Source organism: Bradyrhizobium sp. BRP56, assembly GCF_020194035.1.
Lineage (GTDB): Bacteria > Pseudomonadota > Alphaproteobacteria > Rhizobiales > Xanthobacteraceae > Bradyrhizobium > Bradyrhizobium australafricanum.
Genome location: NZ_JADYVV010000007.1, coordinates 1 through 14,111, shown reverse-complemented (window position 1 = coordinate 14,111; position 14,111 = coordinate 1). Strand labels below are relative to the sequence as shown.

The following is a 14,111-nucleotide window of genomic DNA, read 5'->3' as shown; positions in this document are numbered from 1 at the left end:
CCGCAAGCTTCGCGAAGCAGTCCGGAGCAAAGCAGCTCTGGATTGCTGCCTCGCGGGTGCGGGCGCGCAGCTTACGCCGCGTTGCTGCCTTCCTGGCGGCTTGCCTCGAACAAGAACCAGGTGCGGCGCTCGGTTTCGTCGATGAAGGTTTCGAGCAGGCCTGCGGTGCCGGAGTCCTCCTGGTCGTCAGCCAGCTTGTGCGCCTTGCGCATCGCAGCCGCCATGTGCTTGTTGTCTTCCATCAACTCGCGCAGCATTTCGCGCGGCGGCACATAATCGTCGTCATTGTCCTTGATGGTCTGATGCTTGGCGATATCGCCGATCGACTTCAGCGTCGCGCCGCCAAGCTTGCGCACCCGCTCGGCGAGCTGGTCGGTGGTCGCGAAGATCGCCTCCGACTGCTCGTCCAGCAACAAATGGTAATCATGGAAATGCCGGCCGCTGACGTGCCAATGGAAATTCTTGGTTTTCAAATAGAGCGCGAAGGCGTCGGCCAGAAGCGTGTTGAGCGAGGCCGAGATCGTGTCCACCGCAGCCTGCGGCAGGTCGCTCGGCGTGTCGAGATCGGGCGAGATCTTGTCAGTCTTGGCTTTGCTCACGTTGGACCTTCCTGTTAGGAACCCGTATTTCGGCGCATTGAACATTGGCCGCCGGACCGCTAACGCATCATCAGCCCACCCGTTCCTGAGGCCAGGAACCCGTTCTGCCGGATACCAAACGCGATGGATGAATGGATCGATTATTACGATTCCACGCATACGATCTATGCGAGCCGACTGCACCGTGACCTGCATTTCCAGATCATCGCAAACGACATCATCGGCTACATCGCTTCGCCGGATGCCGTAGTGCTCGACTATGCCTGCGGCGAGGCGCTGTCGGCGGCGAAGGTCGCCAATGCCTGCGCCCAGCTCTATCTGGCGGAGCCGGCGCCCGGCGTACGCGGCCGTCTGGTCGCGCGCTTTGCGCCCGACACCCGAATCCGTGTCCGCTCGCTCGATGACCTGAAGCACATGGACGCGGACTCGATCGACCTCGTGGTGATGAACTCGGTGGCGCAATACATGACGCCGCAGGAGCTCGATTCCGCGTTCGACGTGATCCACCGCCTGCTGAAGCCCTCGGGCCGGTTCGTGCTCGGCGATATCCTGCGGCCCGAAGTCGGGATGGCGAGGGACGTCGCGGCCCTGCTGCGCTTTGCGGCGACCCACGGTTTCCTGCGCGATGCGCTGGTCGGGCTGGCTTCAACCGCGCTGTCCGACTACCGCCAGCTGCGCACCCGGATCGGACTGCAGCGCTACCGCGAGGACGAGATGATCGCCAAGCTCGGCGCCGCGGGGTTCAGCGCCCGACGCGCGCCGCGCAACATCGGGCACAATCCGTGGCGGATGACGTTCGTGGCGCACCACTGATCCTGGGTTGCGCCAGCTATTAACGTTACCCACCAGTAAACGTGGCGGCCTCTGAAATAATCAGCAATGATCCACTCGGCCCGGTGGCGGAAGCTTCGACGCGGCAGTGGTGCAACACTGTTTATCCTGGTTCAAATCCAGGCCGGGCCTCCAGCCTTCGCTGCTGACGCAGCTTCGGCTCGGCAGGCCTTCTCGTAGCGAAGGCTGCCGCGGCGTAGCCCGCAGGGCGAAGCCGGGCCGTTAGCCCCTCCCAATCCCTCACCCCCCAACCGGGCATACGCCGAATGCGGATTTTCCCCCAGAATCGCGGTTGATTGCGCGCTTTTGGGGGTTTCGCGGGTGCGGAAACTGGTCTAAAGACCACCCGCGCGCGAGGGATCGCGCTTCCGGCGCTGCAACATGTAGCGCATGGCTCGAGGGACGCGCGGGAAGCGCGCCCTTTTTTTGTGCCTAAATTCCAGTCCGCGAGAGCCGATGCCCAAAAGAACCGACATCTCCACCATCCTGATCATCGGCGCCGGTCCCATCGTGATCGGCCAAGCCTGCGAGTTCGACTATTCCGGCACGCAGGCCTGCAAGACGCTCAAGGAAGAGGGCTATCGGATCGTCCTGGTCAATTCCAACCCGGCGACGATCATGACCGACCCGGAGCTGGCGGATGCGACCTATATCGAGCCGATCACGCCCGAAATCGTCGCCAAGATCATCGAAAAGGAACGCCACGTCGTGCCCGGCGGCTTCGCGCTGCTGCCGACCATGGGCGGCCAGACCGCGCTGAACTGCGCGCTGTCGCTGCGCAAGCAGGGTACGCTGGAGAAGTTCGACGTCGAGATGATCGGCGCCACCGCCGACGCCATCGACAAGGCCGAAGACCGCCAGCTGTTCCGCGACGCCATGGAGAAGATCGGGCTGCAGACGCCGAGGTCGCGGCTCGCCAATGCGTCGGCGCTGAAGAAGTCCGACCGCGACAAGTACCTCGCCGATCAGGCCAAGCTGTCCGGCCCCGAGCTCGAAGCGTTCGAACGACAGTGGGAAGGCGGCGAGAACGAGCGGCGCAAGCGCTACCAGCAGCAGGCCTTGGCCGAAGCGCTGATGGCGCTGTCAGACATCGGCCTGCCCGCGATCATCCGCCCCTCCTTCACGCTCGGCGGCACCGGCGGCGGCATCGCCTACAACAAGGAAGAATATCTCGACATCATCGAGCGCGGGCTCGACGCCTCGCCGACCAACGAGGTGCTGATCGAGGAATCCGTTCTCGGCTGGAAAGAGTTCGAGATGGAGGTGGTGCGCGACAAGAAGGACAATTGCATCATCATCTGCTCGATCGAGAACGTCGATCCGATGGGCGTGCACACCGGCGATTCGATCACGGTGGCGCCGGCGCTGACGCTCACCGACAAGGAATACCAGATCATGCGCGACGCATCGATTGCGGTGCTGCGCGAGATCGGGGTCGAGACCGGCGGCTCCAACGTGCAGTTCGGCATCAATCCGGACGACGGCCGCATGGTCGTGATCGAGATGAATCCGCGAGTTTCTCGTTCTTCGGCATTGGCTTCGAAGGCCACGGGCTTCCCAATCGCCAAGGTCGCCGCCAAGCTTGCGATCGGCTACACGCTCGACGAGATCGCCAACGACATCACCGGCGGCGCGACGCCGGCCTCGTTCGAGCCGACGATCGACTACGTCGTCACCAAGATTCCGCGCTTTGCGTTCGAGAAGTTCCCCGGCGCCTCCTCCACGCTGACCACCTCGATGAAGTCGGTCGGCGAGGTGATGGCGATCGGCCGCACTTTCCAGGAGAGCCTGCAGAAGGCCCTGCGCGGGCTCGAGACCGGGCTGACCGGCCTCGACGAGATCGACATCGAAGGCCTCGGCCGCAGCGACGACAAGAACGCGATCCGCGCGGCGCTCGGCACGCCGACGCCGAACCGCCTGCTGCAGGTCGCGCAGGCGATGCGGCTCGGCTGGTCCAACGAGGATATCTTCAATTCCTGCAAGATCGATCCCTGGTTCCTCGCGGAGCTGCGCGCCATCGTCGAGATGGAAGGCAAGATCCGCAGCAGCGGCCTGCCGACCAATGCGTTCGCGATGCGGATGCTGAAGGCGATGGGCTTCTCGGACGCGCGGCTCGCCGTGCTCACGGAGACCACCGAGGCCGACGTCACCGCCAAGCGCCACGCGCTCGGGGTGCGCCCGGTATTCAAGCGCATCGACACCTGCGCGGCGGAGTTCGCGTCGCCGACCGCCTACATGTATTCGACCTATGAGCGGCCGTTCGCCGGCGAATTTGCCGACGAGAGCGCGCCGTCGGACCGCAAGAAGGTGATCATCCTCGGCGGCGGGCCGAACCGCATCGGCCAGGGCATCGAGTTCGACTATTGCTGCTGCCACGCCTGCTTCGCGCTCGAGGACGCCGGCTACGAGACCATCATGGTCAACTGCAATCCGGAAACGGTATCGACCGACTACGACACCGCCGACCGGCTGTATTTCGAGCCGCTGACCGCCGAGGACGTGCTCGAGATCATCGCGACCGAGCGCAAGAACGGCACGCTGCACGGCGTGATCGTGCAGTTCGGCGGCCAGACCCCGCTGAAGCTTGCCCGCGCGCTCGAAGCCGCCGAAGTGCCGATCCTCGGCACCTCGCCCGACGCGATCGACCTCGCCGAGGACCGCGACCGTTTCAAGCGCGTGCTCGACAAGCTGCGTCTCAAGCAGCCGAAGAACGGCATCGCCTATTCGGTCGAGCAGGCCCGCCTGGTCGCCGCCGATCTCGACCTGCCGCTGGTGGTGCGTCCATCCTACGTGCTCGGCGGCCGCGCGATGCAGATCATCCGCGAGGAGAACCAGCTCAACGACTACCTGCTGGGAACGCTGCCCGAGCTGGTGCCCGCCGACATCAAGGCGCGCTACCCGAACGACAAGACCGGGCAGATCAACACCGTGCTCGGCAAGAACCCGCTGCTGTTCGACCGCTATCTGTCCGACGCGACCGAAGTCGACGTCGACTGCCTCTGCGACGGCAAGGACACCTTCATCGTCGGCATCATGGAGCACATCGAGGAAGCCGGCATCCATTCCGGCGACTCCGCCTGCTCGCTGCCGCCGCATTCGCTCGACGCCAAGACCATCGAGGAGCTGGAGCGGCAGACCCGCGAGCTCGCGCTCGGGCTCGACGTGGTCGGCCTGATGAACGTGCAATACGCCATCAAGGACGGCGAGATCTACGTGCTCGAGGTCAACCCGCGCGCATCCCGCACCGTGCCGTTCGTCGCCAAGGTGATCGGCACGCCGGTCGCCAAGATCGCGGCGCGGATCATGGCCGGCGAAAAGCTCGCCGACTTCAAGCTGAAGAAGAAGAAGCTCGGCCATGTCGGCGTGAAGGAATCGGTATTCCCGTTCGCGCGCTTCCCCGGCGTCGACACCGTGCTCGGACCGGAGATGCGTTCGACCGGCGAAGTGATGGGCATCGACCGCTCCTTCGAGGTCGCGTTCGCGAAGAGCCAGCTCGGCGGCGGCACGCGCGTGCCGCGGCAGGGCACGGTGTTCGTTTCGGTGCGCGGCGACGACAAGATGCGCATCGCGGATGCGGTGCGGCTGTTGCACTCGCTCGGCTTCAAGGTGATGGCAACCTCGGGCACGCAGCGTTACCTCAGCGACAACGGCGTGCCGACGGAAAAGGTGAACAAGGTGCTCGAAGGCCGTCCGCACATCGTCGACGCCATCACCAATGGCGACGTCCAGCTGGTCTTCAATACCACCGAAGGTCCGCAGGCGCTGGCCGACAGCCGCTCGCTGCGGCGGGCTGCCCTCTTGCATAAAGTGCCATATTACACCACTCTTTCGGGCGCGGTGGCGGCCGCACGGGGAATCCGGGCCTATCGGGCCGGGGACCTTGAGGTCCGCACGCTTCAGAGTTACTTTTCCGAAAGCTGACCGCTGCCCGGGCTGAAGGCCCGAAGCGGTCAATTAGCCGAATGGCTGGAACTCACCGCGCGATTGGATGTTGTCACGGCCCTTAGCGGGGCCGAATATCACTGGGCTTCCGGGCGCGTTGGCGCCCTGATTCCTGCGTTAGCTGAACTGGATATTCGTGCACGGCCGCCGGGCGCGCGCGATGAAGGACGAAGATGATGGATAAGGTTCCGATGACCGCGGGCGGATACGCCGCGCTGACGGACGAGTTGAAGCATCGCCAATCGGTGGATCGTCCGCGCATCATCGAACACATCGCGGAAGCGCGCTCGCACGGCGACCTCTCGGAGAACGCCGAGTATCACGCCGCCAAGGAAGAGCAGTCGCACAACGAGGGCCGCATCGCCGAGCTCGAGGACAAGCTCGCGCGCGCCGACATCATCGACATTTCGAAACTGTCGGGCGACACCATCAAGTTCGGCGCGACCGTGACGCTGATCGATGAGGACACCGAGAAGAAGGCGGTGTGGCAGATCGTCGGCGAAGTCGAGGCCGACGCCAAGAAGGGCCGCATCTCCATCACCTCGCCGCTCGCGCGCGCGCTGATCGGCAAGAAGAAGGGGACCACCGTCGAGGTGATGGCGCCGGGCGGCGCCAAGGCCTACGAGATCACCAAGGTCGAGTGGCGGTAGTTACCTTCACGTGACTGGTGCAGAAAAGCCGCGTCCCGCACGCGGCTTTTTTTATGCCCCGCGTTTCTCCCCGGTCTGACAGCAATGTGAATGGAGAGCCACTGCACGCCATGCCAGTGAGGCCGTGACATGTTTATGCAGTATAATCATGTCGGGGGACGGAGTTCGGGCTGACGATCGCGTCGCAACACGCATCGCTGCGCGTCACCGTGTCACTGCCGCGTTCTCTCGCAACTGCCATCGCGCGAGGAATGATTCCAGGCGCAAGGTGTTGACATCACACTCCGGTGGCGGACACCGTGTGTTTCTGCATCTTGCAACGTTCCAGTGTGTCAAACAGGGGGTAAATGACAATGGACCAGATGTTCTCCAAGCTCCAGCCGGTGGCGCTCAGCCTGTTCCGGTTCATCACCGGACTGCTGCTGTTTCAGTTCGGCGTTGCCAAAATTTTCAAATTCCCACCCGGGACAATGTTCGAGAAGGTCGAACTGTTCTCATTGATCGGCGCGGCCGGCGCACTCGAATTGGTGCTCGGCGGGCTCCTGATGATTGGCCTCTTCTCGCGGATCGTGGCCTTCATCCTGGCGGGTGAAATGGCCTTCGCTTACTTCATCGGCCATTTCCCAAAAGGGTTCTACCCGCTGCTCAATAACGGCAGTCTGGCGATCGCGTTCTGCTTCGCCTGCCTCTACCTCGCAACCTCGGGTCCGGGTCCGATCAGCGTCGACGCTGCGATGGGGAAGAGGTAACAGCGCTAGGCGCTTCCCACTCCTTGATGACGTCATTCCGGGATGGCGCGTTAGCGCCAGACCCGGAATGACGCGCACGGCGCTCTAGCCGACCGCCTTCAATCCCAGCGGCACCGCGGCCTCATATTTCGAATTGTGCAGCACCAGTGACGTCCTGACGTTGCGCACATGCGGCGCCGCCGTCAGGTGGGTGACGAAATCCTGGAACGTCGCCATGTCGGGCGCGACGCATTTGAGGATGAAGTCGACTTCGCCCGACAGCATCCAGCATTCCCGCACCAGCGGCTCGGCGCGCACGAAATTCTCGAAGGCGCGGAGATCGGCGTCGGCCTGGCTCGACAGATGCACCGAGGCGAACACCGTGACGTCGTAGCCGAGGCGGCGCGGATCGAGCAGGCCGCGGTATCCCTGGATGTAGCCTTCCTCCTCCAGCGCCCTGACCCTGCGCAGGCAGGGCGGCGGCGAGATACCGACGCGTTTGGCCAGTTCCACATTGGTGATTCGGCCATCGGCCTGGATCTCGGCGAGGATTTTGAGGTCGATCTCGTCAAGGTTCTTCGACACGCGACTACAGTTCCCTAGGGGTTTTGGAAGGCTTGGCGGATCCGCCGGCAACTCTCATAGCGCAGCCCGCTGGCACTGCGCAATTTTATTGCGCGTGCAGCGCACGATTTCGCGAATGTGACTTCAGTTCCGGGGAAAAATCGCTGCCATGGATTGCAAATCTTGCATAGCTTCCCAGATATCTTAGACTTGGATTTGACACTTTCAGCACCGCCGTGACCTGCTTCCGGGGTGCTTCCCACACAAGTCCCCGTCAAAGTCCCCAGAAGAGAGGGATCAGCTAATGCCCGCGCCTGTCCACGCCAAGGTCGTCATCATCGGGTCCGGCCCCGCCGGCTACACCGCAGCGATCTACGCGGCACGCGCGATGCTCGAGCCGGTGCTGATCCAGGGCATCCAGCCGGGCGGACAGCTCACCATCACCACCGACGTCGAGAACTATCCCGGCTTCGCCGATGTGATCCAGGGCCCCTGGCTGATGGAGCAGATGGAGAAGCAGGCGGCCCATGTCGGCACCAAGATCGTTACCGATCACGTCAACAAGCTGGAACTCGGCCAGCGCCCGTTTCGCCTGACCTGCGATTCCGGCGACGTCTATCTTGCCGAGACCGTGATCCTGGCCACCGGCGCTCAGGCGCGCTGGCTCGGCCTGCCCTCGGAAGAGAAGTTCCAGGGCGGCGGCGTGTCGGCATGCGCGACCTGCGACGGCTTCTTCTACCGCGGCAAGGACGTCGTGGTGGTCGGCGGCGGCAACACCGCGGTCGAGGAAGCGCTGTACCTGACCAATCACGCCTCCCAGGTCACCATCGTGCATCGCCGCGGTCATTTCCGCGCCGAGCGCATCCTGCAGGAACGGCTGTTCAAGCATCCCAAGATCAAGGTGGTGTGGGATTCGGCGATCGACGAGATCTGCGGATCGGAGAACCCGAACAAGGTCACCCATGTGCGGCTGAAGAACGTCAAGACCGGCGCGCACACGAACCTCAAAACCGACGGCGTCTTCATCGCGATCGGCCATGCGCCGGCGACGGAGCTCGTCAAAGGCCAGATCAAGCTGAAGCCGTCGGGCTATGTCGAGGTTGCGCCGAACTCCACCGCGACCTCGATGCCCGGCCTGTTCGCCGCGGGCGACGTGGCGGATGAAACCTTCCGGCAGGCGGTCACCGCCGCCGGCCTCGGCTGCATGGCTGCGCTCGAGGCGGAACGCTTCCTGGCTCTTCGCGCGAGCGATCGCGCAGCGGCGGAATAATCATGGCACGATCTCGCGACGGATTTACGGATATGGATTGGGACAAGCTGAAGGTCTTTCACGCAGCGGCGGAGGCGGGCAGCTTCACGCATGCCGGCGAACAGCTTGGCCTGTCGCAATCGGCGGTCTCCCGCCAGGTCAGCGCGCTGGAGCAGGAGCTCTCGGTGTCGCTGTTTCACCGCCACGCCCGCGGCTTGATCCTCACCGAACAGGGCGACCTCCTGTTCCGCACCGCGCATGACGTGTTCATGCAGCTGCAGGCGGCCCGCGCAAAGCTCACCGACAGCCGCGAGCGGCCGAGCGGCGACCTCAAGATCACGACGCCGCCGGCGCTCGGCATCAACTGGCTGATCCCGCGGCTCGACGAGTTCACCGCGCTCTATCCCGACATCCGGATTTCGCTGATCGTCACCGACGAGGATCTCGACCTCTCGATGCGCGAGGCCGACGTCGCGATCCGCACCCGCAAGCCGACCCAGCCGGACCTGATCCAGCGCAAGCTGTTCTCGATCGGCTTCCATGCCTACTGCTCGCCGGAATACATCAAGCGCTTCGGCACGCCGCGCACGCTCGATGATCTCGACTCGCACCGCATCATCATGCTCGGCGACTCGCAGGTGCCGGCGCATCTGCAGAACCGCAGCTGGCTGATCGATGCCGGCCGCAACGGCTCCGGTCCGCGCGAGCCCTACTTCAAGGTCAACAACATCCTCGGTCTCGTGCGCGCCTGCCAGCAGGGCCTCGGCATCGCCGCGCTGCCGGACTATCTGGTCGAACAGAACAACCTCGTGCAGCTGTTCGGCGAGTCCGACTCGATCGCGCTCGACACCTACTTCGTCTATCCGGAAGAGCTGAAGACGGTGGCCCGGGTGCAGGTGTTCCGCGACTTCGTGGTCAGCAAGGCGCAGCGCTGGCCATCGTGATTAAGCCGCCCTTATAGGGCTGGTTTATAGGGATATCCGTGCTGCCCCCAGTCTCCGCATGACTGACATGCGACCTGGATAGTTGCTGCAAGCCGTCGATGGGGATCATAGTGCTTACACGCTGAGCGTTCGCGTCGCGCATATGTCCCCCTCCTCCAGTGGCGCGGAAGTTCAGTAATCCCTCTTGGAAGGTGATTGTGTCGGCCTCACGTGGCCAATACCTTAAGCCGGGCTCACTCGAGCCCGGCTTTTTTTCATCGCAGTGCCTCTTCACCTCCACGTCATGCGCAAAACGCGCCGCACGCGCCGGTCAGCATGTGCATTGACAACAACCTCGCAGCGCAGCATCATTATCCCATGATCACGACTTCGTGCGCCGTTCTGTCGTCGAAAAAAGCTCCCCTCCCGGGGACACGAGATCGCGCGCGATAAGATCACCTTCGCATTCAGACCGATCCCGAAACCCCGCCGCCTGGACGGGGTTTTTTGTTGGTCCCGTCTCCGGCTTGCCTTCTTAAGGAGATGGAACATGACCGATCTACATCAGCAATTGCAGGGCCTCTGGCTGCCTTTGATCACGCCATTCCGTAACGGCGAGCTCGACGTCACGTCGCTGCGGCGTCTCGTACGGCACTACGCCAATGGCCCCGTCGACGGGTTCATTCTCGGCGCAACCTCCGGCGAGGGCATGGCGCTCAGCGTGGACGAACTGGAGGGGCTGGTGAGCGTCGTGCTCGACGAGCTCAGTGCCAGCTCCCGCCATTTGCCGGTCTGTCTCGGGCTCTCCGGCGCCTCGACCGCCCGGATGAAGGAAGCGCTGGATGATACGGCCGACTGGCCGATCAACGGCTATCTGATCGCCAGCCCCTATTACATCAGGCCCTCGCAACGCGGGCTCGCGCAGCACTTCAACGCGCTCGCCGATCACGCGTCGTGGCCGATCGTGCTTTACAACATCCCCTATCGCACGGCGGTGAACCTGACCAACGAGACGCTGCTGGCGCTCGCGGACCATCCGAACATCGCCGGCATGAAGGATTGCTGCGCCGACCGCGCGCAGTCGATCGACTTCCTCAACCGCCGGCCGGCCGGCTTTCGCGTGCTGACCGGCGAGGACGCGCAAACCTTCGATGCGCTCTCGGACGGCGCCGACGGCGCGATCCTGCTGTCCGCACATCTGGAAACAGACACCTTCGCTGCGATCCGCACGCTGCTGCAGCAGGGCCAGCGCGATGCGGCGCTGGCCGCCTGGCAGAGCGTCGTCGGCCTGACGAGGCTGCTGTTCGCCGAACCGAGCCCCGCGCCGGCCAAGCACTGGCTGTGGCGGCAGGGGCTGATCGACAGCCCCGAGGTGCGGCTGCCGATGGTCGCGGTCAGCGAGGATCTCGCAACCTGGCTCGACGCCGAGATGGAGCGCCGCGCGCAGCTGCTGCTGCCAGCCTAAGTCTTGTAGCCCGGATGCAGCGCAGCGAAATCCGGGGGCATCTCCACGTGGCGAGACCGGCCCCGGATTACGCTGCGCTTCATCCGGGCTACCGATCTTGCTGGCTCAATCCAGCCTCGTCCTCGCCAACCGCAGCGCATTGCCGATCACGCTGACCGAAGACAGCGCCATCGCGGCGGCGCCGACCATCGGCGACAGCAGGATGCCGAACAGCGGATACAGCACGCCGGCTGCGATCGGCACGCCGGCGGCGTTGTAGACGAAGGCGAACGCCAGGTTCTGGCGGATGTTGCGCATCGTCGCGACCGACAGCCGCCGCGCGCGCACGAGGCCCATCAGGTCGCCCGTGAGCAGCGTGACGCCGGCGCTCTCGATCGCGACGTCGGTGCCGCCGCCCATCGCGATGCCGACATCGGCGGCGGCGAGCGCCGGTGCGTCATTGACGCCGTCGCCGGCCATCGCGACGGTGCGGCCCTCGCCGCGCAGCCGCTGCACGACCTCGCTCTTGCGCTCCGGCAGAACGCCGGCCTCGACGTCGTCGATGCCGAGCGTCTTTGCCACCGCCCGCGCGGTTGTCTCGTTGTCGCCGGTCAGCATCACGATGCGCAGGCCCTCGGCACGCAGTGCCTGCAGCGCGCTGGTCGCGGACGGCTTGACCGGATCGGCAATTGCGATCACTCCGGCGATGCGGCCGTCGACCGCGACATAGATCGCCGTCGCGCCGTCGCGCCGCGCGGCCTCGGCCGCCTCGTCGAGCGCTGTCGTCGCGATCTTCAGCTCGGCCATCAGCACCGCGTTGCCGAGCGCAACCTGCCTGCCCTCGACCGTGCCGGTCGCGCCCTTGCCGGAAGGCGAGGCGAAATTGCTGACGGCTGCGGATGCAAGCTTGCGCTCCCTGGCAGCAGCGATAATCGCCTGCGCCAGCGGGTGCTCGCTGCCCTGCTCGACACTGGCGGCAACGCGCAGCAGATCGCTCTCGTCGAATCCTTCGGCGGCAATGACGCGCACGACCTTCGGCTTGCCCTCGGTGAGCGTTCCGGTCTTGTCGATGACCAGCGTATCGATCGCCTCCATCCGCTCCAGCGCCTGCGCGTCGCGGATCAGGATGCCGGAATGCGCGCCGCGGCCGACGCCGACCATGATCGACATCGGCGTCGCCAATCCCAGCGCGCAGGGGCAGGCGATGATCAGCACCGTGACGGCGGCGACCAGCGCGAAGGTCAGGCGCGGCTCGGGGCCGAACACCGTCCAGGCGATGAAGGCGAGCACCGCAGCGGCGATCACCGCCGGCACGAACCAGCCGGCGACGCGATCGGCCAGCCGCTGGATCGGCGCGCGTGAGCGCTGCGCCTTCGCCACCATGTCGACGATCCGCGACAGCATGGTGTCGCGGCCGATCTTCTCGGCGCGCATCACGAGGCCGCCGCTCTGGTTGACGGTGCCGCCGATCACGTTCTGGCCTTCGGCCTTCGTGACCGGCATCGACTCGCCTGTGACCATGGACTCGTCAATGACCGCACTGCCCTCGACGACGACGCCGTCGACCGGCACCTTCTCGCCCGGCCGCACGCGCAGGCGGTCGCCGACCTTGATCGCATCGATGTCGATGTCCTCGTCGCCATGTTCGGTGATGCGCCGCGCGGTCTTCGGCGCGAGGCCGAGCAGCGCGCGGATCGCGCCCGAGGTCTGCGCGCGCGCGCGCAATTCCAGCACCTGGCCGAGCAGCACCAGCACCGTGATCACCGCCGCCGCCTCGAAATACACCGCGACCGCGCCATGCATGTCGCGGAACGCGGGCGGAAACAGCTGCGGCGCCAGCGTCGCGACCACGCTGTAGATATAGGCGACGCCGGTGCCCATCGCGATCAGCGTAAACATGTTGAGATTGCGGGTGACGAGCGACTGCCAGCCGCGCACGAAGAACGGAGCGCCGGCCCACAGCACGACCGGCGTCGCCAGCACGAGTGAGACCCAGTTCGACCAGTGCTGCGGCACCAGCTGCATCAGTCCGAGATGGCTGCCCATCTCGAGCACGAACACCGGCACGGTCAGCGCGAGGCCGATCCAGAACCGCCGCGTCATGTCGATCAGTTCGGGATCGGGACCGTCGTCGAGCGAGACCTGCTCGGGCTCCAGCGCCATGCCGCAGATCGGGCAGCTGCCGGGGCCGACCTGGCGCACCTCGGGATGCATCGGGCAGGTGTAGATGGTGCCCGCGGGCGCCGGCGGTTCGGGTTCACGCGGCTTGAGATACTTCTCAGGGTCGGCCTCGAAACGCTCGCGGCAACGGCCGCTGCAGAACAGGTACTCCTCGCCCTGGTAGCTGAAGCGATGCTTGGCAGTCGCCGGGTCGACCTTCATGCCGCAGACCGGATCGATCGCGAACGCCGCCTCGGCCGGCGGCGTGTCGTGATCATGCTTGCCGCCGCAGCAGGAATGCGCGGCCGCGCCATTGAGGTGATGATCCGCGTGCGAATGGTCGTGCTTTGCGTGTGCCACGAAACTCTTCCCGGCCGGTAATCCGACCTCTTGATTTAGATACCCTAGGGGGGTATATGAGACCTATGAGAGACGAGGTCAAGACATCCTGCTTAAAACGGCTCAAACGGATCGAAGGTCAGATCCGCGGATTGGCCGCCATGGTCGAGGACGACCGCTATTGCATCGACGTGGTGACGCAGATCGCGGCCGCGCGCGCGGCGCTGCGCCGCGTCGAGGAAGAGGTGCTGCGCGATCATGTGGCGCATTGCGTCGAGCATGCGATCTCGTCCGGCGACAAGGCCGACCAGCGGCGCAAGATCGCCGAGCTGATGGACGTGATCGGGCGCGCGGATCGGTGATCTAAGCGCCACCCTCATACTCGATGTCGTCCCTGCGAAAGTGTTCAGTCCCGTGAGTTTAGCAACGGCCTGGATCGGGGCCTGGTAGCCGAGGCATTTGAGGCGAGTCCGGTTGTAGTCGTGGACGAACCTGGCGATGAAGGCGTCGCGATCGGCATGGTCGATGAAGGTCCGCCGGGCGCTGCCGCGCTTGTGTTCGCGGCCAATGGCTTCGGCGATACGCCGGTTGAAGCGTTCGACGAGGCCGTTGGTCTGCGGGTGGTAAGGCTTGGTCAGGCGATGCTGGATGCCGCGCTGCTTGCAGAGCCGATCAAAGGGGT

The 14,111-nt window shown here is 64.8% G+C and carries 11 protein-coding genes, 1 tRNA gene and 1 pseudogene; 9 read left to right on the top strand and 4 right to left on the bottom strand.

What is annotated here, in order from left to right; translation table 11 throughout:
- Positions 1 to 71: 71 nt before the first annotated feature.
- Positions 72 to 599 carry a DNA starvation/stationary phase protection protein gene (locus I6F38_RS07085; RefSeq protein WP_057017033.1) on the bottom strand — a complete coding sequence of 176 codons (528 nt, stop codon included), beginning with the start codon at positions 597 to 599 and terminating at the stop codon, positions 72 to 74.
- Positions 600 to 722: 123 nt separating this feature from the next.
- On the opposite strand from I6F38_RS07085, the gene I6F38_RS07080 reads away from it, so the two are divergent.
- The 5 genes from I6F38_RS07080 to I6F38_RS07060 all read left to right on the top strand — a co-directional run bounded on the left by I6F38_RS07080 (position 723) and on the right by I6F38_RS07060 (position 6,771).
- Positions 723 to 1,412, top strand: a complete 690-nt coding sequence (locus tag I6F38_RS07080) for a class I SAM-dependent methyltransferase (protein WP_057017034.1) — start codon at positions 723 to 725, stop codon at positions 1,410 to 1,412.
- Positions 1,413 to 1,489: 77 nt separating this feature from the next.
- Positions 1,490 to 1,565 (top strand) — tRNA-OTHER (locus I6F38_RS07075).
- Between the two features lie 321 nt (positions 1,566 to 1,886).
- The gene (gene carB, locus I6F38_RS07070) at positions 1,887 to 5,351 is read left to right on the top strand and encodes a carbamoyl-phosphate synthase large subunit (protein WP_028333109.1); all 3,465 of its coding nucleotides are present in this window, start codon (positions 1,887 to 1,889) and stop codon (positions 5,349 to 5,351) included.
- A 197-nt stretch (positions 5,352 to 5,548) separates the two neighbouring features.
- Positions 5,549 to 6,022, top strand: a complete 474-nt coding sequence (gene greA, locus I6F38_RS07065; protein ID WP_018269816.1) for a transcription elongation factor GreA — start codon at positions 5,549 to 5,551, stop codon at positions 6,020 to 6,022.
- A 353-nt stretch (positions 6,023 to 6,375) separates the two neighbouring features.
- Complete coding sequence (locus I6F38_RS07060; protein ID WP_057017035.1) at positions 6,376 to 6,771, top strand: DoxX family protein; 396 nt, start codon at positions 6,376 to 6,378, stop codon at positions 6,769 to 6,771.
- Between the two features lie 84 nt (positions 6,772 to 6,855).
- Here the strand turns inward: I6F38_RS07060 and I6F38_RS07055 are convergent, their stop codons facing one another.
- Positions 6,856 to 7,335 (bottom strand): Lrp/AsnC family transcriptional regulator, encoded by a 480-nt coding sequence (locus tag I6F38_RS07055; RefSeq protein ID WP_016845095.1) that lies wholly within the window; start codon positions 7,333 to 7,335, stop codon positions 6,856 to 6,858.
- A 283-nt stretch (positions 7,336 to 7,618) separates the two neighbouring features.
- On the opposite strand from I6F38_RS07055, the gene trxB reads away from it, so the two are divergent.
- The 3 genes from trxB to I6F38_RS07040 all read left to right on the top strand — a co-directional run bounded on the left by trxB (position 7,619) and on the right by I6F38_RS07040 (position 10,951).
- A complete protein-coding gene (trxB, locus tag I6F38_RS07050; protein ID WP_225159644.1) occupies positions 7,619 to 8,584 on the top strand; it encodes a thioredoxin-disulfide reductase in 966 nt (321 codons plus the stop codon).
- A gap of 2 nt (positions 8,585 to 8,586) precedes the next feature.
- The gene (locus I6F38_RS07045) at positions 8,587 to 9,507 is read left to right on the top strand and encodes a LysR family transcriptional regulator (protein ID WP_026192264.1); all 921 of its coding nucleotides are present in this window, start codon (positions 8,587 to 8,589) and stop codon (positions 9,505 to 9,507) included.
- Between the two features lie 529 nt (positions 9,508 to 10,036).
- Entirely contained in the window at positions 10,037 to 10,951 is a 915-nt protein-coding gene (locus I6F38_RS07040; protein WP_225159643.1) for a 4-hydroxy-tetrahydrodipicolinate synthase, read from the top strand.
- A 105-nt stretch (positions 10,952 to 11,056) separates the two neighbouring features.
- Here the strand turns inward: I6F38_RS07040 and I6F38_RS07035 are convergent, their stop codons facing one another.
- Complete coding sequence (locus I6F38_RS07035) at positions 11,057 to 13,450, bottom strand: heavy metal translocating P-type ATPase (protein WP_225159642.1); 2,394 nt, start codon at positions 13,448 to 13,450, stop codon at positions 11,057 to 11,059.
- A gap of 65 nt (positions 13,451 to 13,515) precedes the next feature.
- Between I6F38_RS07035 and I6F38_RS07030 the strand changes: the two genes are divergently transcribed.
- Positions 13,516 to 13,791 (top strand): metal-sensitive transcriptional regulator, encoded by a 276-nt coding sequence (locus tag I6F38_RS07030; RefSeq protein ID WP_018269815.1) that lies wholly within the window; start codon positions 13,516 to 13,518, stop codon positions 13,789 to 13,791.
- Positions 13,792 to 13,926: 135 nt separating this feature from the next.
- Here I6F38_RS07030 and I6F38_RS07025 read toward each other — a convergent pair.
- Positions 13,927 to 14,111, bottom strand: a pseudogene (locus I6F38_RS07025) (integrase core domain-containing protein); the annotation flags it as partial.

What these genes read in the sequence shown, in the direction of transcription:
- I6F38_RS07080 (WP_057017034.1), top strand. Translation starts at nt 723, where the DNA reads ATGGATGAATGGATCGATTATTACGATTCCACGCATACGATCTATGCG.
- carB (WP_028333109.1), top strand. Translation starts at nt 1,887, where the DNA reads ATGCCCAAAAGAACCGACATCTCCACCATCCTGATCATCGGCGCCGGT.
- greA (WP_018269816.1), top strand. Translation starts at nt 5,549, where the DNA reads ATGGATAAGGTTCCGATGACCGCGGGCGGATACGCCGCGCTGACGGAC.
- I6F38_RS07060 (WP_057017035.1), top strand. Translation starts at nt 6,376, where the DNA reads ATGGACCAGATGTTCTCCAAGCTCCAGCCGGTGGCGCTCAGCCTGTTC.
- trxB (WP_225159644.1), top strand. Translation starts at nt 7,619, where the DNA reads ATGCCCGCGCCTGTCCACGCCAAGGTCGTCATCATCGGGTCCGGCCCC.
- I6F38_RS07045 (WP_026192264.1), top strand. Translation starts at nt 8,587, where the DNA reads ATGGCACGATCTCGCGACGGATTTACGGATATGGATTGGGACAAGCTG.
- I6F38_RS07040 (WP_225159643.1), top strand. Translation starts at nt 10,037, where the DNA reads ATGACCGATCTACATCAGCAATTGCAGGGCCTCTGGCTGCCTTTGATC.
- I6F38_RS07030 (WP_018269815.1), top strand. Translation starts at nt 13,516, where the DNA reads ATGAGAGACGAGGTCAAGACATCCTGCTTAAAACGGCTCAAACGGATC.